At 53.6% G+C, this 21,583-nt stretch carries 18 protein-coding genes; 1 reads left to right on the top strand and 17 read right to left on the bottom strand.

Annotation, left to right across the window (positions count from 1 at the left end):
- Positions 1-31: 31 nt before the first annotated feature.
- The 11 genes from GNP95_RS23040 to rhaB form a co-directional block, all read right to left on the bottom strand.
- On the bottom strand, positions 32-1,135 hold the full coding sequence (locus GNP95_RS23040; protein WP_155613180.1) for a metallophosphoesterase: 1,104 nt from the start codon (positions 1,133-1,135) through the stop codon (positions 32-34).
- 48 nt (positions 1,136-1,183) lie between these two features.
- Complete coding sequence (locus GNP95_RS23035; protein WP_155613179.1) at positions 1,184-1,585, bottom strand: hypothetical protein; 402 nt, start codon at positions 1,583-1,585, stop codon at positions 1,184-1,186.
- Positions 1,582-2,997, bottom strand: a complete 1,416-nt coding sequence (locus GNP95_RS23030) for a radical SAM protein (protein ID WP_155613178.1) — start codon at positions 2,995-2,997, stop codon at positions 1,582-1,584. The genes GNP95_RS23035 and GNP95_RS23030 overlap by 4 nt, the downstream gene beginning before the upstream one ends.
- The gene (locus GNP95_RS23025) at positions 2,994-3,773 is read right to left on the bottom strand and encodes a prolipoprotein diacylglyceryl transferase (RefSeq protein WP_155613177.1); all 780 of its coding nucleotides are present in this window, start codon (positions 3,771-3,773) and stop codon (positions 2,994-2,996) included. Before GNP95_RS23025 ends, GNP95_RS23030 begins: the two co-directional genes overlap by 4 nt.
- A 243-nt stretch (positions 3,774-4,016) precedes the next feature.
- On the bottom strand, positions 4,017-4,715 hold the full coding sequence (locus GNP95_RS23020) for a LutC/YkgG family protein (RefSeq protein ID WP_155613233.1): 699 nt from the start codon (positions 4,713-4,715) through the stop codon (positions 4,017-4,019).
- Between the two features lie 41 nt (positions 4,716-4,756).
- Positions 4,757-6,349, bottom strand: coding sequence for a LutB/LldF family L-lactate oxidation iron-sulfur protein (locus GNP95_RS23015; RefSeq protein WP_155613176.1), 1,593 nt, complete (start codon positions 6,347-6,349; stop codon positions 4,757-4,759).
- Positions 6,346-7,074, bottom strand: a complete 729-nt coding sequence (locus GNP95_RS23010) for a (Fe-S)-binding protein (RefSeq protein WP_155613175.1) — start codon at positions 7,072-7,074, stop codon at positions 6,346-6,348. The genes GNP95_RS23015 and GNP95_RS23010 overlap by 4 nt, the downstream gene beginning before the upstream one ends.
- 47 nt (positions 7,075-7,121) lie before the next feature.
- Positions 7,122-7,886, bottom strand: a complete 765-nt coding sequence (locus GNP95_RS23005) for a DeoR/GlpR family DNA-binding transcription regulator (RefSeq protein WP_155613174.1) — start codon at positions 7,884-7,886, stop codon at positions 7,122-7,124.
- A gap of 53 nt (positions 7,887-7,939) precedes the next feature.
- Positions 7,940-9,160, bottom strand: a complete 1,221-nt coding sequence (gene rhaI / locus GNP95_RS23000) for an L-rhamnose isomerase (protein WP_155613173.1) — start codon at positions 9,158-9,160, stop codon at positions 7,940-7,942.
- Positions 9,161-9,262: 102 nt separating this feature from the next.
- The gene (locus tag GNP95_RS22995) at positions 9,263-11,332 is read right to left on the bottom strand and encodes a bifunctional aldolase/short-chain dehydrogenase (protein WP_155613172.1); all 2,070 of its coding nucleotides are present in this window, start codon (positions 11,330-11,332) and stop codon (positions 9,263-9,265) included.
- 66 nt (positions 11,333-11,398) lie between these two features.
- The gene (gene rhaB, locus GNP95_RS22990; RefSeq protein ID WP_155613171.1) at positions 11,399-12,880 is read right to left on the bottom strand and encodes a rhamnulokinase; all 1,482 of its coding nucleotides are present in this window, start codon (positions 12,878-12,880) and stop codon (positions 11,399-11,401) included.
- 331 nt (positions 12,881-13,211) lie between these two features.
- Here rhaB and GNP95_RS22985 point away from each other — a divergent pair, with 331 nt between their 5' ends.
- Positions 13,212-14,240, top strand: coding sequence for a MaoC family dehydratase (locus tag GNP95_RS22985; RefSeq protein WP_196427295.1), 1,029 nt, complete (start codon positions 13,212-13,214; stop codon positions 14,238-14,240).
- Here the strand turns inward: GNP95_RS22985 and GNP95_RS22980 are convergent.
- From GNP95_RS22980 to GNP95_RS22955, 6 genes are all read right to left on the bottom strand, one after another.
- On the bottom strand, positions 14,237-15,406 hold the full coding sequence (locus tag GNP95_RS22980; RefSeq protein ID WP_155613170.1) for an acyl-CoA dehydrogenase family protein: 1,170 nt from the start codon (positions 15,404-15,406) through the stop codon (positions 14,237-14,239). The genes GNP95_RS22985 and GNP95_RS22980 overlap by 4 nt on opposite strands.
- A gap of 62 nt (positions 15,407-15,468) precedes the next feature.
- Entirely contained in the window at positions 15,469-16,605 is a 1,137-nt protein-coding gene (locus GNP95_RS22975; RefSeq protein ID WP_196427294.1) for a glycosyltransferase, read from the bottom strand.
- Between the two features lie 108 nt (positions 16,606-16,713).
- A complete protein-coding gene (locus tag GNP95_RS22970) occupies positions 16,714-17,964 on the bottom strand; it encodes a nucleotide disphospho-sugar-binding domain-containing protein (protein ID WP_155613168.1) in 1,251 nt (416 codons plus the stop codon).
- A 23-nt stretch (positions 17,965-17,987) separates the two neighbouring features.
- A complete protein-coding gene (locus GNP95_RS22965; RefSeq protein WP_155613167.1) occupies positions 17,988-18,836 on the bottom strand; it encodes an SDR family NAD(P)-dependent oxidoreductase in 849 nt (282 codons plus the stop codon).
- Between the two features lie 15 nt (positions 18,837-18,851).
- Positions 18,852-20,021 (bottom strand): thiolase family protein, encoded by a 1,170-nt coding sequence (locus GNP95_RS22960; protein ID WP_155613166.1) that lies wholly within the window; start codon positions 20,019-20,021, stop codon positions 18,852-18,854.
- 2 nt (positions 20,022-20,023) lie between these two features.
- Positions 20,024-21,577, bottom strand: a complete 1,554-nt coding sequence (locus tag GNP95_RS22955; RefSeq protein WP_155613165.1) for an AMP-binding protein — start codon at positions 21,575-21,577, stop codon at positions 20,024-20,026.
- Positions 21,578-21,583 lie beyond the last annotated feature (6 nt).

Here is a 21,583-nt window from a genome sequence, read left to right as displayed (position 1 = left end):
AAAAGAGACCGTCACCGGTCTCTTTTTTAGTTCATTCCGTGAATGAAACATGAATTTGTACGATTTCCGACCGGCTGCCAATACGGATTGGCGGGCCCCAAAAGCCGAAGCCGGACGTGACGATAGATTGCAGGCTTCCCTTCTGCAAATAACCCCAATCGTTCTCGAATAACATGCTTGTAATAAGATGCGCCGGCGCGATCTGTCCGCGATGTGTATGACCCGACAGCATCAGGTCGATCCCCTCCTGCTGGGCGATATCGAGGTCATAAGGCTGGTGATCGAGCAAGATCAGCGGTTTGGAAGCATCCAATCCTTGGGTAAGCTCGCTAAGCGGAGCACGTTCCCTGTCGATCCGGTCCTTACGCCCGATTAGCGTAAAGCTGTCATCGATGATAACGGCCTCATCGTAAAGAATCTTCATATTCCCCTGCTCGAGGACATCGATTAAATGCTCCATTTGCCCGCTGTAGCGGTCATGATTGCCCAAGGTGGCATAGACGCCGTAACGGGCGGAGATGCCGCTTAGAATTTTATCGATCCCCTTCTGCTCGTATGGACGGAGATCGTCATCCACGATATCTCCCGGGAATAAGACGATGTCTGGCTTCAGAGCGTTGATCCGTTCCACTAGCCGGATCGCATGCTGCTTTCCGGATAATGCCCCGAAATGCATATCTGCCGCCATGACGATATTCAATTCCTGGGCAGCCGGACTAGCCTTCGGAATGTCCACGCGGTACTCCCGGACAACGGGACTATAGGCGTTAAAACTGCCGTATCCGAGGGTAGCCAGCAGTATAATCAGCACAAGGGCTCCAGCCCCCTTCTTCGCTGCGGAACGCGGCAGTTTCGTCAGCCGGAGCAGCCACAAGCTGACATGAACGACAGGCAGTACGAGCAGCAGTACGCAAAATACGGCCATCCAGTATGCGCCGAGAATCTGGAACAGTACGAGCCCCTCTCCGACCCTTCCTAGCAGAAAAGAAACGGCCAGCAGCACAACAACACCTATGTAGATATATTTGAACCAGGTGGGGGTACCTTCCTTCAGCCAACCCCAGCAGCTCCGGCCGATATATAATACTAACAGGCCATAAACAAGCAGTGCAATGATTCCAAATACAACAAACATATTAATCTCCCTTCATTTCTATCGCTATTATAGCGCATCTGCGGGAAATTAAAAATTGGCCATAACGACGCCAAAACAAGCCGCATTCAACAGAAACGTAACAGCTCCGCCAATCAACAGTCCCTGTCCGATGCCAACCCGTTTCTTCGCAAAAGCCACCACCGCAGCAGGGATTAAATAGACGATCTGGGCTATGCCAATAAAGAAATAGGATAGGGGGATAAAAATGAGCAAAAGATGAAGCAGCGCCAGAATCCCGATCCCTTTGAATACCTCGGTAGTATGGTTACGTTTCGGCGGTTCATGCAGCGGTTCCCTGGGCAGCTCCTGCAGCGTCTCATGAAACGGACCCTGCATCTGTTCCTGCATCGGGTCTTGCTCCCCCGCCGTCACCTTTTCTTGAGGCTGGACTAACTCAGGCTTCTCGCGCTCGTTAGGGCCATCGCTCATTCTATTCTTCCCTCCATTTCAGCTTTAATTTCCTTTAGACGCTCTTCAAGGTCACCCCGGTAAAAAATGTTATACGTATCAAAAGGAATAATTCTTCCGTCCGGATGAACGATGTGCACGCAGGATTTCTTGACAGAGCGAACGTCAAAATGATACGGATCGAGGAACTGCATGATAATGACCCGGAACACATTGTCATAGCTTACCGACTCGGGAACCTGCACAAACGGCAGGCAGCAGAGCAAGCTTTTCAATGACATGGCTGATGATTCCGGCGAATGGTTGGTGGAGAACAGCTCGAATATATGCTCCCTCAAACTTTGATCCTGCTCGAACACGATCGTATTGCGGCCGCCCTCCAGCAAAATCTGCGGATCAACCATACGAGTGAGAGGTATGACCCCGTCATTCAGTTTCAAGGCATAACCCATTGCCAGGCTGTCCGGATGGCAGGGCACCGGAAGCATGTCTTCGGCCTCGAACACACCGGACTGATCGATAATCGACTGCCTGACCTCGCTTAGCGTCAGGCGATCCTTGGCGGGATCGAAATCCTCCGTCCGGCCTGCCGCCTGGATCGGCTGGAACGTAACGCCCCGCACTGCCCGCTGCTTAAGGCCGTATTGGATAATATCGCCAATTTCGTGGTCGTTTAGCCCTTTTTTCAGCGTAACTACAAGGGTCGTGGAAATATTGAATTCATTCAAATGCGCGATCGCTTTCTCGCGGATTTGCCGCAGATCGGCGCCGCGCAGCTCCTGCAGCACCTCTTGTTCAAAGCTGTCGAACTGCAAGTACAGCTCAAAGCCCGGTAAATAGTCCGCCAATCGCTTTACGAATTCCCGATCCTGGGCGATGCGGATCCCGTTCGTATTCACCATCAAATGCTTGATTGGCTTGCTCTTGGCCATATCGAGAATTTCGAAAAATTGCGGATGGATCGTCGGCTCTCCCCCGCTGATCTGTACGATGTCCGGCTCGCCTTCATTGCGCACAACGGCGTCCAGCATCCGCTCAACTTCCTCCAGCGAACGCCACAGCTTCTTGTCCGGGGAGGAATCGGCATAGCAGATCGGGCATCTTAAATTGCATTGATCGATAATTTCCACAATCGACAAACAGCTGTGCTGCTCGTGATCGGGGCATAATCCGCAATCGTATGGACAGCCATAACGAATGGGCGTATTCCAGTGCTGCGGCATCTCCGAAGGCTTGATGAACTCGCGGCAGCGTTTATAATATCCGACGTCGGTTGAGATTAGCACTTTTTCCCGTCCGTGCTCGAAGCAGTATTTTGACAGGTAGACGCAATCGTTTTCAATAATGACCTTGGCTTCTACTTTCTTCAGGCATTTCGAGCAAATGCTGTTTGTCAGCTCGTAAAATAAATACGGTCGATTTTTCGTCGTCATGAGGCATGGCTCCCTTTCAGAATATTCGCATTACGGCTAACCGCGAACATGCGATACGCAAAATACATCATGCCGAGCACACAGGCAAGCTGGATATTGTTCAGTCCGAAATAAGGATGCGGTGTCGGCTTAATAAAGTCAATGGCGAAGCGGAACGTTAAATACCCGAACATAAACCATATGTAGATCAGGCCATTGGGCAGCTCTTGCCTGCGCGAAACGCTTGTCTTCTTCGCCGCAAACAGCGTAAAGGCCAGGAGAAGCAGAAATCCGATTTCATACAATTGTGTCGGATGCCTCAATACCCCGTCCCCGTAGTCGAAACCCGTAATCCAGGTCGTTGGCGTGCCATGCGTATGATCATCCAGCCCGGTCAAGAAACAACCGATCCGCCCGATCGTTATCGCAATGATCAGGGGAAATGCAAATTCGTCCCCGGTTGAGCGGGTAATGCCTACAAATTTCTTGGTCAGCTCGACACCAATCAATCCACCCAGCAATCCGCCGACGATCGTCTTGCCTCCGAACAGCTCTCTCCAGTGTTCCGAAATGGACAGCAGCCATGCCGGATTCTCCAGCCAAAAGAGCAGCTTGGAGCCCAGGGAAGCGCCGAGCGCCGCGCCGACGATCAGCCAGAACATGTTGATCGTTGAGATATCGCTTTTTTTGCGCCGCCAAACGTAGATTCGGAAGCCGATGAAATAGGCGAGCGATTCAAACAAGAAATGGGGATGAATCCGCAATCCGGCGATATGTATGTAGACGGGAAACTCCAATAGTCCACCTCCTGTTCTTTCCTCGAAAGATATGAACCAATTTAGTGAATGGATATTTTTAGGAGCTGCTTCTATTATACACATCTTACCAAACCGGGAGAAAAATAAAAAAAGAAAAACCGCTGAATTAGCGGTCCTATAACAGTTGTATTCTAGTATTCTCTTATTAAAATTTTCAAATCTCGTATTCTAGCTAATTCTCCTCGGCTTCGCTGCGATATGCCATATTTCTCTGCGCAGTGCTCACCCAACAATCAAGGCATATACGATTCCTGGGCCATGCACGCCAATCGTCAGATCATTCTCGATATCCGAGGAACGGCTCGGCCCGGAGATGAAATGGATACCGGCGGGCAGCCGACCCTGTCCTAGCTCATCGAACTCAGGCAGGACCTCTCCTAGTCTCGTCTTTAACCGTTCGGCGGGAATGAGGATCATAAGCACCGTTGGCAGCAGGCTTACGGAACGCCCTTTATACGGAGAGGACAGGACGGCCACAGAGCCCGTGTAAGCGACAGCGTAATCGGCCATGACAACCCCGATGTCGGCTTCGGCGGCACGCGCTTTCCAGAAGTCAGGCCCAGAACCATCGGAATTCCAAGCGGATACTTGTGCTTGCGCGAGCTTCGTTTCAAGGCCGAGCTGCTCCAGTGCGGATTCCTGCTGCCTGACGATATATTTCGCGTCGAGCTCTCGGGCTTTCGCCGTAATAAAGCTGCTGGCCTCCTCCATCGTACCCAATCGCTTGACATGGCCGCCGACGCTCAGAAAATTTTGCGTGAACCGCTCGATGCGTTCCTGCTCGTTCCATTCGAACGTACGCCAAAAATCCGGTGCCCCGCGGAAAGGCTGCGCTGGCCTCTCAATCATTCGCGGCCGGTTGAGCCGCTGGGCAATGCGGTCCATGAACTGCTCCTGCTTTGCCTTTGACTGGGCTTCCATCCTGACAAGCCATTCATCCTGCTTCTGCGAATTGCTCAATTCTATTCCCCTCCCTGCTGCCGCTGCCGGATGATACGCTCCATCCGCTCACGGATCGCCGCATCCACCGAACGGGCGGCTGCGCCATCCGCGGCTGTTCTCAAGCCGTCACTTTCAACCTCTTTCTGCCCATGATCCGCTGGGTGGGGATCACGCCATCCGCCCATTTCCTGCAGCTCATGCTCCAATTCAGCCCAGCGCTGCCGGAAGGTGCGCTTGGCGACGGATGGAGCGATACGATAGCTGTTCCAGCCCTTTAACGGCCCAAGCTTTAGCGGAATGCCGCCATCACGGACGATTGCCTTCTGCCCGATTTGTGCCGCTCTGACCGCAGCGGCAAACCGTTTGGAATTGGCGGCGACCGCGGCGAAACCTTTCATCCCGGCCGTCTCCAGTTTATTGCCCTGCCCCTGCTCCACCTTGCGCCGCCGCAAGGAGACGAGCATGTCATGCAGCGGTATTTTCACCGGACAAGCCTCGTAACAGGCCCCGCACAGACTGGATGCGCTGGCGATATCATTCCACTCGCTGACGTTACCGTTCAAGGCTGGGGTCAGCACGGCGCCGATCGGGCCGCTGTACGTGCCGCCGTAAGCATGGCCGCCGATGTGGCGATAGACGGGACAGGCGTTCAGACAGGCGCCGCAGCGGATGCAGTTCAGCAGCTCCTGGAACTCCGGATCGCCTAGCTGCAAGGAACGCCCGTTATCAACGATAATAATATGCATTTCATCCGGTCCGTCCGCATCCTGCGTCCGCCGCGGGCCGGAAATGCATGACATGTACATCGTCAGCTTCTGTCCCGTCGCCGAACGCGGCAGCAGCGTCGCCATCACTTCCAAGTCCGCAAAGGACGGAATGATCCGCTCCATGCCCATAAACGTAATTTGCGTCTTGGGAACGGTGGACACCATGCGCGCGTTGCCTTCATTTTCGAAGAGCACCATAGAGCCCGTCTCCGCGATGGCAAAGTTGCAGCCGGTAATGCCTAGATCGGCTTCCAGGAACTTCTCGCGCAGCTTTTTGCGCACGAAGCCGGCGAGCACGGTCGTATCGGCAGCCAGCGGCTCACCGGCCTCCCTCGAGAGGAGCTCGGCAATTTGGTACCGGTTTTTATGAATCGCTGGAATAACGATATGGGAAGGCCCTTCTCCAGCCAGCTGGATAATATATTCGCCCAAATCCGTCTCGATCGCTTCAATGCCTTCTCCAGCCAGCGCCTCGTTTAAATGCAGCTCCTCGGTAACCATGGACTTTGATTTCACTGCGCTTTTCGCCTGCTTTTGCCTGGCGATTTCCAAAGAGATCTGCACAGCCTCTGCGGAGTTATCCGCAAAATGAATATGCACCCCGTTCCTGCGGGCGTTGTCCACGAACAGGTTCAAATAATAGTCCAGGTGTGCGATCGTATGCAGCCGGATCTCACGGCCTCTTTCGCGCCACGCTTCCCAGTTACTGAGCTCTTCGGCGGCGCTTAGCTTGCCGTTTTTGAGCCGCTCCGTCGTAAAACGAACCGCTTTGCGCAGAAAATCATCGTTCAACGCCAGCTCGGCTCTCTTCTTAACGTCGACCGCCATCGGATTCGTCGTACTCATTTTACCCGCATCCCTTCATAGAGCAGCTCAGCGAGGTGCATCACCCGCACCGGTTCATTGCGGTAGCGCAAATGGCCCGCGATGTTCATGAGACAGGCCATGTCCAGCCCGACGAGCACCTCAGCTTCGCTCTCCTTCACATGCTCCGCCTTCTCGGTGACCATGGCGCCGGAGATATCGGGCATTTTAATCGCGAACGTGCCTCCGAACCCGCAGCAGTCCTCGGCATAAGGCAGCGGCACGAATTGTAAATCCTTCACATTGCTGAGAAGCTGTACCGGCTCCTCCTTCACCCCGAGCAGTCTGCTGCCGTGGCAGGAAGGATGATAGGTGACCTTATGCGGGAACCTCGCGCCGACATCGGTAATGCCCAGCACCTGCACGAGGAACTGCGTGAACTCGTAGGTTTTCTCTTGCAGGCGCTTCGCTTTGTCCAGCCATTCAGGCTCGTCTTTAAACAGCTCGCTGTAATGATGTATCATATACGTGCATGAGCCCGAAGGCGATACGACAAAATCGCTGTCATCAAAAGCCTGCAGCAGCGTTCGGGCAGCGGTTCGCGTCTCCTCCCAGTATCCGCTGTTATAAGGGGGCTGCCCGCAGCATGTCTGGGTTTCAGGGAAGTCCACCTGAACGCCGTACCGGGCAAGGATGCGCACGATCGCTTCGCCGACTTGCGGATATATGACGTCGCTAAGGCAAGTGATAAATAAGGATACTTTCATGGCAAACCTCTCTTCCTGGAGCCGTTTGAAACTTCAGCTTCCGCCCTTTACACGACCGTTACGGATATCGACCTGTCGGATAAAGCGGCCAGCGTCTCCTCCGCAATCCCCTCGTCCGTAACAACCGCGCTCACCTGCTCGAGGTTCATGACATGGGTAAAGCTCTGCTGCCCGAATTTGCTGGCATCAGCCAGCAGAATCACCTGATCGGCGATGGCCACCATCTTTTGCTTGATGCGGGCCTGCAGCTCGTTGGATTCACTGACCCCGCGATCAAGATGAACCCCTTTGCAGGAGAGAAACATTTTATCTACATAATAAGATTCAAGCGAGCGCTCGGCGAGCGGTCCGACGAACGACATGGAACGGCTCGCCAGCAGCCCGCCCGTGGAGATCACTTCGATTTTCTCTTTGCCGCTAAGCTCGGTAGCGACGCGAATCGAGTTGGTCAGCACGGTAAGCGGGATATCCGGAAGCTTGGATGCCATATACCAAGCGGTCGTACTCGCATCCAGCAGGATGCGCTCATTCGGTTGAATCCGTTTGACCGCCTCATCCGCGATCCGCATTTTCTGCTCGGCGTGCGTAATTTCGCGTTCCGCGTAGGGGATTTCCGGCACATCTCCCTTTGGCTTGACGCTCACGGCTCCACCATGTGAGCGCCGAAGCCGCCCGGCCTGCTCCAAACGGTCGAGATCGCGGCGAATCGTCTCCTCGGTTACGCCGCAAAGCTCGCTAAGCTCCGAGACCCGCATGCTTCCCTTCTCATTGATCATCTGTACGATGTATTCATAGCGTTCAGCTACCAGCATTCCTACTTCACTCCATATCTTTCTTCATTAGAACGGCAGAACGGGCTTGCCAACTACCAGCTTGCTCCGCCCTTGCCTCTGGCCATGATCTCCGCTCCGTAGCCGGAAGCATGATATGCCTTCATCGGGTCGACCGGAAGCCCGGCTTCCTCGCGCAACGCATGCAGCAGAGGTGTGACATCAAATTCGAATGCACGGCGCACCGCGTCCTCGGCACCGAGCACATCACCCCGCTCAGCCGCTTCCGCGACCTCTTCGTGATTGATGAGCAGCGCCTTGGCATACTGTGTCTGCACATTCAGCACGGAGCGGATCATGGCTGGTATTTTCTGTTCTATGTTGTGGGACTGATCGATCATAAATGCGATTTTCTCTACCGTTCCCCGTACTTCCTCATCCGCATCATTGGCGGCAAGCACGATCTGGTAGAAAATCAGGAACAATTCATAGGGATTCATCGAACCGACGATCAAATCGTCGTCCGCATATTTATAGCTGTTAAAATGGAATCCGCCCAGCCGCTTTTCGTCAATCAGATAAGCCACGATATGCTCGATGTTGGCTCCAGGCAAATGATGCCCGGTGTCAACCAGAACCTCGGCCTGCGGCCCCAGCTTGAGGGCATAGTTGTAGGCCATGCCCCAATCGGCGATATCTGTATGGTAAAAAGCCGGCTCAAACGCTTTATATTCGATCAGCATGCGCATATCGGGCGTCAGCGCGCTGTACATTTCCGCCAATGCTTCAAGCATCCAATGCTTGCGCTTGCGGAGATCGCCTTGGCCCGGGTAATTTGTTCCGTCCGCAAACCACAGGCTCAGATCTTTCGAGCCTGTCTCCTTGGCAATATCCACGCATTCCAGCAAATGATTTGCCGCTTTGCGGCGAATAGCCGGATCACTGTTCGTGACGCTGCCCAGCATATAATCGTCGTCCTGAAACAGATTCGGGTTAACAGCCCCGATCGAGAGTCCAAGCCCCTCGGCATGGCTTCTTAGTTTCCCGTAATCATCGACGTGATCCCACGGAATATGGATCGCCACAGAAGGACATAGCCCCGTGAGGCGGTGCACGATGGCGGCATCTTCAAATTTCTCGAACGGATTTCGCGGTACGCCAACCTTCTGGAACACTTTAAAACGCGTTCCAGAATCCCCGTAACCCCAAGATGGCGTTTCGATTTTCAGCTTCTTCAGCCTGGTCTTTACCTGCTCCAAATCGATCCCCCGCAGCTTCTGCTGCTCTTCAAATAACATATACGTTTTATCCGACATCGACAAGTCCTCCTCTTCATCCCATGAGAATTCAATTCTGCGAATCACTTATGAAAAAATAGGCGATGTTTCCCTAATATTAAGATGTTGCACCATGTACCCTCAACGCGTAAATGCTGCCGGTACTCCCCCATCGATCGTCAGCATGCAGCCCGTAGTCTTATCCGCCTTGGAGGAGGCGAAAAAGGCAATCCCTTCGGCTACGTCCTGCGGGTAAATATTGACTAACAGTGTTGTGCGCTTGCGGTAATGCTCCTCCAGCTGATCCGGCTCTATCCCGTAAGCCGCGGCCCGCTCATTGCGCCAATTCGAGTTCCAAATGGCCGAACCCTGCAGGATGGCATCTGGAAGAATCGTGTTCACGCGGATGCCGTATTTACCACCCTCTGCGGCGATGCAGCGGGCCAGGTGAGCTTCCAGCGCCTTCACCGAGCTGTAGGCTGAGGCGTTTTTACCGGCATAGATCGAATTTTTGGAGCCTACAAACACCATGCTGCCGCCAAGAGCCTGTTCCTTCATCAGCTTGAAGGCTTCTCTCGCCACGAGAAAATAACCGGTTCCCAGCACGTTCATGTTCAGATTCCATTCCTGCAGCGAGGTCTCGTCAAAAGGACTCGAAGTCGCCAGTCCCGCGTTGTTGACGATGATGTCAACGCCTCCATAATGCAGGGCTGCCTGCTCGTATGCGGCGCGCACCATGTCCTCATTGGTGACGTCCATTTTTACGGCCAAAGCGACGTTATCGCCGAACTTCCCGTTTATTTCCACGGCCACCTGCTGCGCGCCTTCCAAGTTCAGATCCGCCAGCACCACATGCGCTCCTTCGCTAACGAGGCGCCATGCCGTCGCGCTGCCGATGCCGCCTGCTCCGCCCGTAATGAATGCTACCTTACGGGAGAATTCCGCCTCGGCCGGGGCCAGGGACAGCTTATACAGCTCAAGCGGCCAATATTCTACGTTATATGACTCGTTCTCGCTGAGCGAGACGAACTTGCCGAGCGTCGTCGCACCGCGCATAACTGCGATCGCGCGATGGTATAAGGCCGCGCTGACTCGGGAATTGGCCCAGCTCTTGCCGGTGTTGATCATTCCAAGTCCCGGTATGAGAATAACCCGCGGAGCTGCTTCGAACATGACATCGCCCTCATTCTTGTTCCGCTCGAAATAGGCCTTGTACTGCTGCTTGTAATCAGCGATACCTTCAATCAGCTTCCTGCGCAGCCCTTCGACATCGCTTGCATCCGGCGTCCAGTCGATAAAGAGCGGTACAACCTTCGTGTGCACGAGATGATCCGGGCAGGCCGCCCCCACCTGGGACAGCTGGGCCGAATCCCTGCTGCCGACAAAGGCAAGCACATCATCTTCATCGTCGAAGGTCAGGATCATTTTCTTGCCGTCGCTGACCGCTCCGCGAATCGAAGGCATTAGCTTTGCGACGATGCTCTTGCGCTCTTCGCTTGGCAGCGGCTGATGAACCAAGCCCCCGAACAAAGTGGCCTCATTAACGCGGGACTCGATGTAGCGCTCGGCTTCATTGATGATTTCGATCGTCTTGGCATAGCAGGCTTCAGAGCTATCGCCCCAGGTTACCAGCCCATGCTTCTCCATTAATACAAGCTCGGCCTTAGGGTTATCAAGAACGCCCTGGGCAATCATTTTCGACAGCGTGAATCCCGGCCGGATGTACGGGACCCAAACGAAGCGGTTTCCGAAAATTTCCTTCGCAATCTCTTTGCCGTTATCTGCGCAGCACAGGCTGATAATCGCGTCCGGATGCGTATGATCTACATGATTGAACGGCAGAAAAGCATGCAGCAGTGTTTCGATGGAAGCGCGCGGATGTTTGGAATCGATCATGCAATTTGCCAAGTAGGCGACCATGTCTTCATCAGACATTTCTTCGCGCTCGAATAACGGCTGGATGTCTTCCATACGCAGGCCGGTGAAATTTCCCTGCTTCATCGTCGCAAGATCCGAACCGCTCCCCTTGACGTACATCACTTCAACGTCACGGCCTCTAAAATCCTTGATTACGGTCTTGCTTGAAGTATTTCCGCCGCCCCAGTTGCACACCCGGCGGTCTGAGCCTATGAGATTGGAGCGGTAAACGAGTTGGTCGAGTCCTCCCTGCAGTGCGGATGCTTTAGAAGAATCCCATAAATTTTGTACCATGTGATAACCTCCGATTGTTTAAGATAATAGCGATTATAGTATTGATATAATAGTATTGATATATTTTCAGCGGGGCTGAACCAATCTCGCTTTGATTTGCTCCCAGCGCGCGCCGGCAGCATCCATTTCTTCTTCATGAATAGGCCGTGGCTCGTATCGCTTTAACGGAACCGAATTACCGATGATCCCCCGGGCCTCTTCCATTCCCTGCAATTGTCCCGAGCTGATCATCTGGACAGCGATGTTACCTAGAGCGGTCGCCTCCGATGGCCCCGCTATAACCTCGATTTCCGCCATATCTGCGGTTAACTGGCAGAGCAGCTCATTATTGGCTCCGCCGCCGACAATATGCAGCGTATCGATTCGCTGATCCGTCAGTCTCTGCAGCTCCTGGATGCTGTCTTTGTAGGTCAGTGCCAGGCTGTCAAAGATACAGCGCGCCAGCTTGCCGATCGTATCCGGCTCGGGCTGCCCCGTCTCCCGGCAGCAAGCCCGGATTTCCTCCGTCATGCTGCGGGGGTTTAAGAATCGCTGGTCATTGCACGGAACCAAGTGCTGAAACGGCTTTTCCCGCATCGCCAGCTCCGCCAGCGCGGCAAAGCTGTAAGCGTTCTGCGTCTCGCGGCGCACCTCCTGGATCATCCAGAGTCCCATAATATTTTTGAGGAAACGATACGTGCCATAAACGCCCCACTCATTCGTATAATTGGCGTTCATTGCCTCGGCCGTGTTCAGCGGGGTGCTGCGCTCCACACCCAGCAAAGACCATGTCCCGCTGCTGATATATGCCCAGGACGTATGCGGCTGAGCCGGAACCCCCGCAACGGCCGAGGCCGTATCATGGGTTGGAGCAACGATGAGCTCGCACTCGGGCAAATCGTACTGCCGCTGCAGCTCAGGTGAGATTCTTCCCAGCTTCACGCCCGGCTCCGTAAGCTTCGCGAATTGTTCGCGGCGCAATCCCAACAGCCCGAGCAGTTTACTGTCAAAATCTCTCTCTGCCAAATTCAGAAGCTGCATGGTCGAGGCGTTCGTCACTTCGTTTATGAGCTTGCCGGTTAAGCGGTAATATAGATAGTCCGGTACCATTATGATTTTGGCGGCTTGGGAGAGCTGATCGTCTTCATGAACATAGAGCTGGTACAACGTGTTGAACGGCAGCTCTTGTATTCCTGTCCTGCTGTACACCTCGGCTCTGCTAATCGTTCGGTGCAGACGATCCGGGGCGTCCTTTGTCCTGCCGTCCCGGTAAGCGTACACATCATGAATGCGCTTTCCATTATCGTCAAGAAGTACATAATCGACAGCCCACGTATCGATTCCAAGCGTACAGGCTTCAATCCCCTCCTTCTTGGCTTGCTGCAATCCCTTGATAATTTCCGCAAATAAGTAATCGATGTCCCAGTAATCATGCCCTTCTGTTTCGGTAAAAGCATTGCTGAAGCGATGAATTTCCTGCAGTTCGATCCTCCGCTCCTGCTGATGAAGGGTTCCCCTCACCAGGCGGCCGCTCGAGGCGCCGATATCTACGGCAATGTAGTTCTTCATTCCATACCCATCTCCTTAATAAAATAAGGTATGACATCATCCTAATCCCAAAATACCATAAAAGTCAACAATAATACATAATTATTTCTTTTTTTATATCTGTTTTTGTTTATTTAGTAATTGGTTTTATTTTGTTTTTGTGTTTCAGCTGGGCTTGTCTGTATTTTTACTTGATTTTATAGGGAAACAAAATAAACCCGATTCATCGTAGAATCAGGTTTGGACGTTATTTATTGCAGCAGCTTGAAATGATCGGCTATATTAAAGGGGAGGAATTTTATGGAATATACATTTGTATCGCGCATTTTATTGTTTGAATGGAGGAGTCTCGATGATGGATCAATGGCAGCTAACTTCAGTACCGCCGCAGCGCACAATCATTACCAAGGAACGAACCGGTGCGTTTCTGCAGGGCTTTCCCGCAGCCTTTCGTTCTAGTGTTACCATCGTTCCTCTGACGTATCCTATTACGCTGTGGCAGAACGTAGAGCTTCCCTGGCTGCCAGACGATCAAGGCGGCAAAACTATCATTCACGGCCAGCAGACGCTGCAGTATTATCGGGTTCTTCCCTATAATGAGGAGATTATCTGGCAAATTCACCTGGCAAGCATACGGGAAACGGAAGGTTCCCAAGGACCAATGCAATTGCTGGATTGCGTGATGGATGTCAGGAATGCGCATGAGGAACTCATATTGCAGGCGAATACCACCCTTCTTCTGCTGGATCAGCCAAAACCACAGCCGCGGCCCCAATCGCATACCAACCCAGCTACCCCTAGGATTGCCCGGCATACTTTACCTTCCGCGCTGTACGGCCTATGGGATAAGGAGAGCTCTCTCATTCCGGGAACCATACTGATCGATGCCTGCCTCGGCACGATAACCGGGGACATGCTTGTCGCTTATGCCGCAGCTTCCGGCGATTACAATGCCATCCATTTGGATGCCCAGAAGGCAGTAGAATTCGGGCTGCCCGGCCGGGTGGCTCATGGCATGCTCGTATTAGGCATGGTCGGAAATCTGCTGCAGGAGCTGCAAACCGCGCCTATGACGCTCAGGAATTTGGAATGCCGCTTTCGCATGCCTATTGTAGAAGGGGACACCGTGTTCGCCAAGGTTATTGTTCAGTCCGTAGTCCCCTCTCAGCCTGGGGACAAAGAGACTATCATCGACGGTGATATTCTCAATGAAGCAGAAGCCCAAAATAATCCGGTTATCCATTGCCTCCTGGAGGTTTCTATCGTTCGGCCTGAGCCTGATTCATCGTGTTCTGAATCTTATGCGGACGCTCCTTTTACGAGTGGTCAATCGCAGCGCATATTGGCATACAGCGGTTCGGCCGATTATGTACTCGCCTAATCCCAATGACCGATCTTCACATTTCCTTTCAGCAGGTTTCGCGCAATAATGAGCCGCTGAATTTCATCCGTTCCCTCATAGATGCGCCATACTCTCATCTCCCGGTACCAGCGCTCGATCGGCAGATCTTTGGAATAACCCATGCCGCCGTAAATTTGCAGCACCCTGTCAACGACTTGGTTGGCGACGCCCGCACCGTACAACTTCGACATGGAGGCATGATGACGCGCATCAAGCTGTTTTTCCACCCGCCATGCCGTATGCAGGACAAGCCATTTCAGCGCCTCGACCTCAACCGCGGAATCGGCAATCATCCATTGAATACTCTGCCTGGAAGCCAGTGTTTCGCCGAAGGTCACCCTTTCGTTCGCATAATCGATCGCCATCTGCAGCAGCCTCTCCGACGCCCCGACCGCAATGGCCGGAACGACCCAGCGTCCTCTGCTGATCCACTGCATTGCCATCGTGAGCCCGTGATCCACTTCGCCGAGCACATTCTCATCGGGAACGAGCACATGGTCAAACGTCAGCAAGGAGGGGCTTTTATCTCCGCCCATCGTCAGAATCGGTTCCGACGTCCAGCCCATTTCCCGGTCGACAAGAAAACAGGTAATACCTTTGTTCTTGCCGGTTGATGGATTGGTCACGGCAAAGACAATGGCGAAATCCGCCTCGTTTCCATTCGTAATAAAAGCCTTCTCGCCATTCAAAATCCATCCGCCAACCGTCCGCTTGGCCGACATTTGGATATTGCTTGCATCCGACCCGGCTGCCCGTTCGGTAAGCGCAAAGCAGGACTGCCTTTCCCCGGCAATGACCGGGTACAAATACCGTTCCATCTGCTTCTCATTGCACATGAACAGGATGTTATCAGCCTCCCCGCCCAGTACAAAAGGAACGCAGGTGCGGCCCAGCTCCATTTTTACGATGGCGCTTGTGATCGTACCCAGATTAGCTCCCCCGTATCTTTGCGGCGTTTCTATGCCCCAAAGCCCGAGGTCTCTAGCTTTGTTCTGAAGCGTTCTGAGCTGCTCCCGGCTGATCCCCTGCCTGCCCTCTCGCTCGTTGAGAAGCAGCTGGCGTTCTAAAGGAATGAGCTCATCGGCAACAAATTGGCGTACGGTGCGTTGAATGTGCTTCTGCTCTTCGGTCAGTTCAAAATTCATGCTTCCTTTCAACTCCTTATGAATATGATCCGATTATGACCTGATATTAAAGCGATCCCAACTCAGTCGAACACCTGCTGCCTCCAAATTCCTCTGGCTGCAAATATGCGGTACAGCTCGACAAGCTGCCTCTCGGTAGGGTGTTTATAGTAAAGTACATCGTAAGCTTGCCTGATCGACTGGCAGATAAGATCGAGATCGGATAATGCGGTTTGATCGATCACAGCGACTTCCCTGCCTGCTGCCTCGGAAGTAATCGCATTGACCGCTTCGGTGCTATGCTTATAAACCACGATAATGCTGACGGGATAACGGCTCCCTTCATACCCTTGATAGGCCCGGACGACATTCTCGAACCTTACGTAGCAGTCCCACCAGGAAATTCTGATTTGCGGATTGAAAAATTCCGCCAGGATTTTTTGCGCTTCTACTTCAAAGGACGGGTGGCGGGAGATGAAATGCTGCAAATTCGCCAGCCAGCCAGCGTAACGGGCCTCATTGAATTCGGAAGGATGATGGACATGATAGGCAAGCGCGCTCTTGTTGAAAATAAACGAACCGCCTCCCTGCTCCAGCCTGTAGCCGAGCTCGCTGTCCTCCAGTCCCCAGCCCACGAAACCGTCATTAAACATGCCGGCTCCGATCAGTCTCTCTCTTCTGACCGATATATTGCAGCTGAAGAACAGATGCCAGGCCGTACGAAGCGCTCCGGCATTCTCGGAGAACCGCTCCATCAGCCAAAACCGTTCATCTTCCTCAAAGGGCGGCAAGCTGCCTGCTTCAAAAAGCGCTTTTCCTCGCCCCCCAGCGATCGCTCCTTGCTCCAAATATCTTCTAAAGCCGATGACAAGCTTGTCCTCCGCAAATTTATGAACGCGCAAATGCTCGGCGACGAACCCCGGTCCGGGAATTTGATCCCCATCCAGAAAAATAACGATATCACCGCTTGAGCTTACAATGCCCTGATTACGGGAAACAGCTCTGCTCGATTCCGCCGTGTCCGGGATGTATTTATAAGTTAGCGGGTAATTTACCGCTAATTGATGAATCATTTCTCCTGTGCCATCCGTTGATCCGTTATCGACGAGTATGACCTCGAAGCCATCCCCCTCCTGCAGATATTGACGGGATAGGGAAGTCAGGCAGGCTTCGATAATTTCTTTCTGATTATAGGCCAGTATGACAATGCTAGCCTTCATAGAATTCTCCTTTCTCGGCCCGCAGCCCGGGAACATGCATTGCATCGTGGCCGAAATTGATAGGGCAAAGCCGTTAGCTCCTTTTATTAGTCAATCTATGCGCAACGCCTACAGCAGTCCGTTAATTAAGGCGGCAGCGCGCTCTGCGCCTCCGTAATGACGGGAAGCAATGCTGTCCCGTAATGTTTGCGCCTGCTCCAAAGCACCCCCGCCGAGCATCGTATCCACGGTTTCCGCCAGCCGCTGCCCCGTCATTTCGTTAGGGCGGATCATACGGCCGCCGCCAATATGGTGCAGCTGCCTAGCGTTGAACTCCCTTTCCGCCCAGGTAGGAATCATCAATGAAGGTGTGCCTGTCAATAGCGTCGTCATGCAGCTCCCGTGCCCGCCGTGGTGTATCATAATATCGCTTCGCTCTGCCGCCATCACCCCGGATACGTAAGTCGCAAAGCTCACATTCGGAGGAATTTTCCCCCGATCCCCTTCCAGCGGATTAAAGCCCGTAGCGATTAGTATTTCCGTAGACGTATTACCCAGCGCATGGACCACTTCCCTGAAAATATGTCCACCGCTCTCGACACCCCATTCCACGAGCCTGCTCGTATACACGAATACGCGTCTCTTCCCGGCCACGCTCCGCTCCTCGGCCAACCAGGACGGCGGCAGACCTGCCACGCTGTCATCCCTCCAGACGATCGGACCAACATATTCCAGGGGGATTGAAAGGGCCCTTGGATCTACGGGATCAAATTCTGGGATGCTTGGCACAATTGCTAAATCGCCGGCCAAGAAGGTCAAGACATTGTCGCTCTGTTCCAGTCTGTGCAAAGCAAGCGTCTCGTTTAGCGCCACAGTGACAGTATTACCGGCATTACCGGCATCATTGGCATTACCGGCGCCGTCATCTATCGGTTCTGCTGCTGCCTCTGGGTTAAATGGCACGCCTCCGGGAAGGGAGCAGGACTGGTGGATGGAAACAAGCGGAATTCCAAGCTTGCGGGCAATGAAAGCCGCCGATAAACTGGAATCTGTGAGCACGAGATCCGGCTTGAAGGCCGACGTTACACCCAGCCTGGATTCAAGCTCGTTCTTCATATATACCGGGTCGGCATAACCCATCATCGCCAGAAATTGATTGAAATCCGCAAAATCGGGATCGAATGTTTGGCCCTTCGGCTCCGGAATAGGCGGAATCGGGATAGCTTCAAAGCCGAGCTCCTCCATGGCTGCGCCCGCATTTCCCCAAATCGTAAAAGCGACCTCATGCCCCATGTCCCGAAGCTTGAGTGCGATGGGCAAGCAGCGGTTGACCCTGCCCATTCCGGCCATCATGCCGATAAATATTCTTTTCTTTTTCAACAAGGCATTCCCCCATAGCTCGATCAATTCGGCGATTTGGTCAATAATTCGGCGGCAATTTCGCTGGCCTTCCAATTTCCCGATGTACGCGAGGTCAGCAACTCATGCTTGGGTCGTGCCCATAATCCGATATCGCCGCCGTTAACGGAGAATATTTCACCGCTAATTCCCCGGGTCTGCGGCAGGCTTAGCGCCACCGCCAGCTCGGCAGCCTCTTCGGGCGTTCCGACCCGCCAGTAATCGGGGAGGTTTTGGCCCGCAGCCTCTGCATCCCGTCTCGCCCGCTCGATATACGGAGCAGTCATGTCCGTCAAGGCCGCCGGAGCGATGGCATTGACGCTGATTCCGTAATGCCGGAGCTCCAGTGCCAGCGTCCACGTCATGCCGAGCAAGCCGGCTTTAGCCGCGCTGTAATTGAGCTGACCCGCTGTTCCGGTTAAGCCCGCTGTTGAGGTCATATTGATGATACAGCCCTGTCTCCTCTCCCTCATGCCCGGCAGCGCGGCCCGAATGCAGGAGAAGGCTCCTTTCAAATGAATGCTGATCACAGCGTCCCAATCTTCTTCGCCAAGCTTGTGCGCCATTTTATCGCGGATAATTCCAGCGTTGTTCACCAGAATATCCACCTGGCCGAACTCCGCCGTCGCCGCGGAGATGATCCGGGCTCCGCCCTCCATCGTATGGACTGGTTCGGCGATGCCAATGGCGACGCCGCCGTTTTGGCGAATTTCCTCAACAACTGCGTTAACACGGCTTGCATCGGTACCGTTGACGACCACCCGGGCACCTTCTTGTGCCATTCTATGGGCGATCGCTCGGCCGATACCGCGGGTGGAGCCGGTTATTACTGCAGTTTGCTGATTAAGGTGCATGCAGTTGCCTCCTTTTTATACGCATTTCTCCCATAACGTCGCGAGCCCCAGTCCGCCGCCGATACCAAGCGTCGTCACGCCCCTTGCAGCGTCCATGCTCCGCATTTCGCTGAACAGGCGTGTGACGAGAATGGCGCCGGAGGCTCCGTAAGGATGGCCCAGCGCAATAGCCCCGCCGCCGACATTGACGATATCCTCCGGTATGCTCAGCTGCTGTAAAGAGGCCAGCACCTGCGAGGCAAAAGCTTCATTGAATTCCACGATATCGAGATCACCTACCGTCAGGCTGTTTCTTGCGAGCAGCTTGCTTACTGCGGGTACCGGACCGATTCCTAAATAATTCGGATCAACGCCAGCTGCGGCCGAATCGACGAACTGCATGACAGGCTGCAAGCCTAATGAGCGGGCCATCTTGAGTGACATCAACAGGACGATCGCTGCACCGTCATTGACCGGGCAAGCATTGCCCGCGGTTACCGTGCCGTCGGCATCGAATGCGGGCGGCAGAGCCGCGAGCTTCTCGAGCGTTGTGCCCGGGCGCGGACATTCATCCGTATCGATGATGATTGCTTCACGCTCTGCCGTAATGGAGACCGGCACGATTTCACCTTGAAAGCGCCCGCTGCGGATCGAGTCTACGGCCTTGTTTTGGCTATGAAGCGCAAATAAATCCTGCTGCTCCCTGGTGATCCCATATTTGTTAGCAACATTATTCGCGGCCTTGCCCATATCCGGATCGCCGATAAAATCAGGAGAGAACCTTGCGCGGCCCATAATAACTGGAAATCCTCGGCCATATAAAGAAAGAGGCTTCTCGATCTTCCACGGCGCTCGGCTTGTGCTCTCCACACCGCCCGCCAAATAGATCTCGCCCGCTCCAGCCTGAATCAGCCGCGCCGCCAAATGGATCGCTTCGAGACCCGAGCCACATTGACGATCGACCGTAACTCCTGGTACCTCCACCGGCAGTCCGGCGGTTAAAGCGGACAATCTGGCGATATTGCCGCCAGGGCCAACTGCATTGCCGAGGATTACGTCATCGATATCCCCAGGGTTCACGGAGGTTTCGCCCAGAATAGCTCGAATGACCTCTGCGGCGAGCAACTCGGGTGGAATCTCCCTGAACATTCCTCCATATTTGCCGATGGCCGTTCGTTTGGCAGCTACAATCACAGGAATGGACATACTCACACCACCCTTCCGGCCAGCCAATCATGGATGGACGCGCGCGATATTTTGCCGCTGTTCGTGTAAGGGAAAGATTCGACCCGCAAAATTTCCTTCGGGCATTTATAGCTGGCCAGCCGTTTGCGGCAGTGCGCCATAATATCCTGATCGCTGATCACCGCGTCCTGTTTTGCTTTCACGAGAGCCACGACCTTTTGCCCCCAGTAGGCGTCAGGCAATCCAGCTACAATGGCCTCCTCGATTTCCTCTAACGACAGCAAAATTTTCTCGATTTCTTCGGGATAAATGTTAAGCCCACCGCTGATGATCATATTGTTGCTTCTGCCCACCATATAGAGGAAGCCTTCTGAGTCCCTCATCGCCAGATCTCCTACCGTTGCCCACTCTCCATGGATAACCTGCTTCGTTTCGTCAGCATGATTGAAGTAGCCGGAGAAAATCATGCCGCTTCTGATAAAAATCTGTCCCACTTCACCTGCCCCTGCTTCTGTACCGTCAGGCTTGCGCAAGGACACCTCCACTCCGTTAAACGGCTTGCCGATCGAGTCCGGTCTAGCTTCGTTGCCTGCCGGATCCAGCACCGTGACGAAGCTGAGCTCGGAAGCGCCATAGAATTCGTAAATGCCTGCCTGAGGAAAGACCTCCCCTGCCTTCACCTTCGATTCCGGTGTCCACTTGTCTCCCGTCGTGATTAATGATTTTACCTGCGGCGCAGCAAAAACAGGGGTTTGCGAGATCGCTTCATAGTACAGCGCTTCGAATATCGTTGGAACGAGATAAATATGGGTAATGGGACAGGCTTCCAGCATAGCCAGCGCTGGCGCGGCCTTGAATCTTCGCGGGAGATAGAAGGTTCCGCCAAGATACAAGGTTTGAATCGCCGCATAAATCGTCAAAGAGTGTACGAGCGGCCCGGTACCAAGAACATGGTCGGCTTCGCTTAAGCCAAATGCCTCCTTGGCCTGAGCGAAGCTCTCCAGCCATGAATGCTGAGCACGAAGGAAGCCTTTCGGCATTCCAGTGGTTCCTGAAGTAAACCCCATATAGAATATGCTGTCTGGAGTTGAATTGCGGGGAAATCGGTGTCCGGCAAAACCAGCTCTGGCTGGAGCCGTATTGCCTTCGCGGCTATGGCCCCTTATTTCCTCCTGCACTGCGGAATCGCTGTCAATGACGATCAGCTTCGTCGTATCAGGAACACTGGCCAAGCGAGGCAGCAAATCGATGCCAACAACCAAAATAGCAGGCCTGCACTCCTCTAAAATCGCCTCGATATTTGCATCGGCCCATTTCGGATCGAATAGCGCTGAGCATATCCCGAGCTTTGCCGCAGCCAAAAAATATTGCACGAACTCCACGCTGTTATGCAGCAAGAAACCGACGAGCGTATGCCCAGCTTCATTAAAGCTATTCTCAAAGGCCATAAGTTCGCAAGCCGCCTCGTTAATGGCCTTGTCAAGCTCCTGGTATGTCAACCGGCGGTGATCGACGACGAGCGCGGTTTTCTCCGGTTGTCTGGCGGCGTGTGTTTGAACGGCCTCCGTAATCAGCATAAGGAT

It is taken from the genome of Paenibacillus woosongensis (genome assembly GCF_009725165.1).
Classification (GTDB): domain Bacteria; phylum Bacillota; class Bacilli; order Paenibacillales; family Paenibacillaceae; genus Fontibacillus; species Fontibacillus woosongensis.
The sequence above is the reverse complement of the archived record's forward strand: the minus strand, read 5'-3'. Positions and strand labels throughout refer to the sequence as shown.

Excerpts from the sequence above, each read along its gene's own strand:
- GNP95_RS23040 (WP_155613180.1), bottom strand. The coding sequence starts at position 1,135 with ATGTTTGTTGTATTTGGAATCATTGCACTGCTTGTTTATGGCCTGTTA.
- GNP95_RS23035 (WP_155613179.1), bottom strand. The coding sequence starts at position 1,585 with ATGAGCGATGGCCCTAACGAGCGCGAGAAGCCTGAGTTAGTCCAGCCT.
- GNP95_RS23030 (WP_155613178.1), bottom strand. The coding sequence starts at position 2,997 with ATGACGACGAAAAATCGACCGTATTTATTTTACGAGCTGACAAACAGC.
- GNP95_RS23020 (WP_155613233.1), bottom strand. The coding sequence starts at position 4,715 with ATGGAAGCCCAGTCAAAGGCAAAGCAGGAGCAGTTCATGGACCGCATT.
- GNP95_RS23015 (WP_155613176.1), bottom strand. The coding sequence starts at position 6,349 with ATGAGTACGACGAATCCGATGGCGGTCGACGTTAAGAAGAGAGCCGAG.
- GNP95_RS23010 (WP_155613175.1), bottom strand. The coding sequence starts at position 7,074 with ATGAAAGTATCCTTATTTATCACTTGCCTTAGCGACGTCATATATCCG.
- GNP95_RS23005 (WP_155613174.1), bottom strand. The coding sequence starts at position 7,886 with ATGCTGGTAGCTGAACGCTATGAATACATCGTACAGATGATCAATGAG.
- rhaI (WP_155613173.1), bottom strand. The coding sequence starts at position 9,160 with ATGTCGGATAAAACGTATATGTTATTTGAAGAGCAGCAGAAGCTGCGG.
- GNP95_RS22995 (WP_155613172.1), bottom strand. The coding sequence starts at position 11,332 with ATGGTACAAAATTTATGGGATTCTTCTAAAGCATCCGCACTGCAGGGA.
- rhaB (WP_155613171.1), bottom strand. The coding sequence starts at position 12,880 with ATGAAGAACTACATTGCCGTAGATATCGGCGCCTCGAGCGGCCGCCTG.
- GNP95_RS22985 (WP_196427295.1), top strand. The coding sequence starts at position 13,212 with ATGATGGATCAATGGCAGCTAACTTCAGTACCGCCGCAGCGCACAATC.
- GNP95_RS22980 (WP_155613170.1), bottom strand. The coding sequence starts at position 15,406 with ATGAATTTTGAACTGACCGAAGAGCAGAAGCACATTCAACGCACCGTA.
- GNP95_RS22975 (WP_196427294.1), bottom strand. The coding sequence starts at position 16,605 with ATGAAGGCTAGCATTGTCATACTGGCCTATAATCAGAAAGAAATTATC.
- GNP95_RS22965 (WP_155613167.1), bottom strand. The coding sequence starts at position 18,836 with ATGCACCTTAATCAGCAAACTGCAGTAATAACCGGCTCCACCCGCGGT.
- GNP95_RS22960 (WP_155613166.1), bottom strand. The coding sequence starts at position 20,021 with ATGTCCATTCCTGTGATTGTAGCTGCCAAACGAACGGCCATCGGCAAA.
- GNP95_RS22955 (WP_155613165.1), bottom strand. The coding sequence starts at position 21,577 with ATGCTGATTACGGAGGCCGTTCAAACACACGCCGCCAGACAACCGGAG.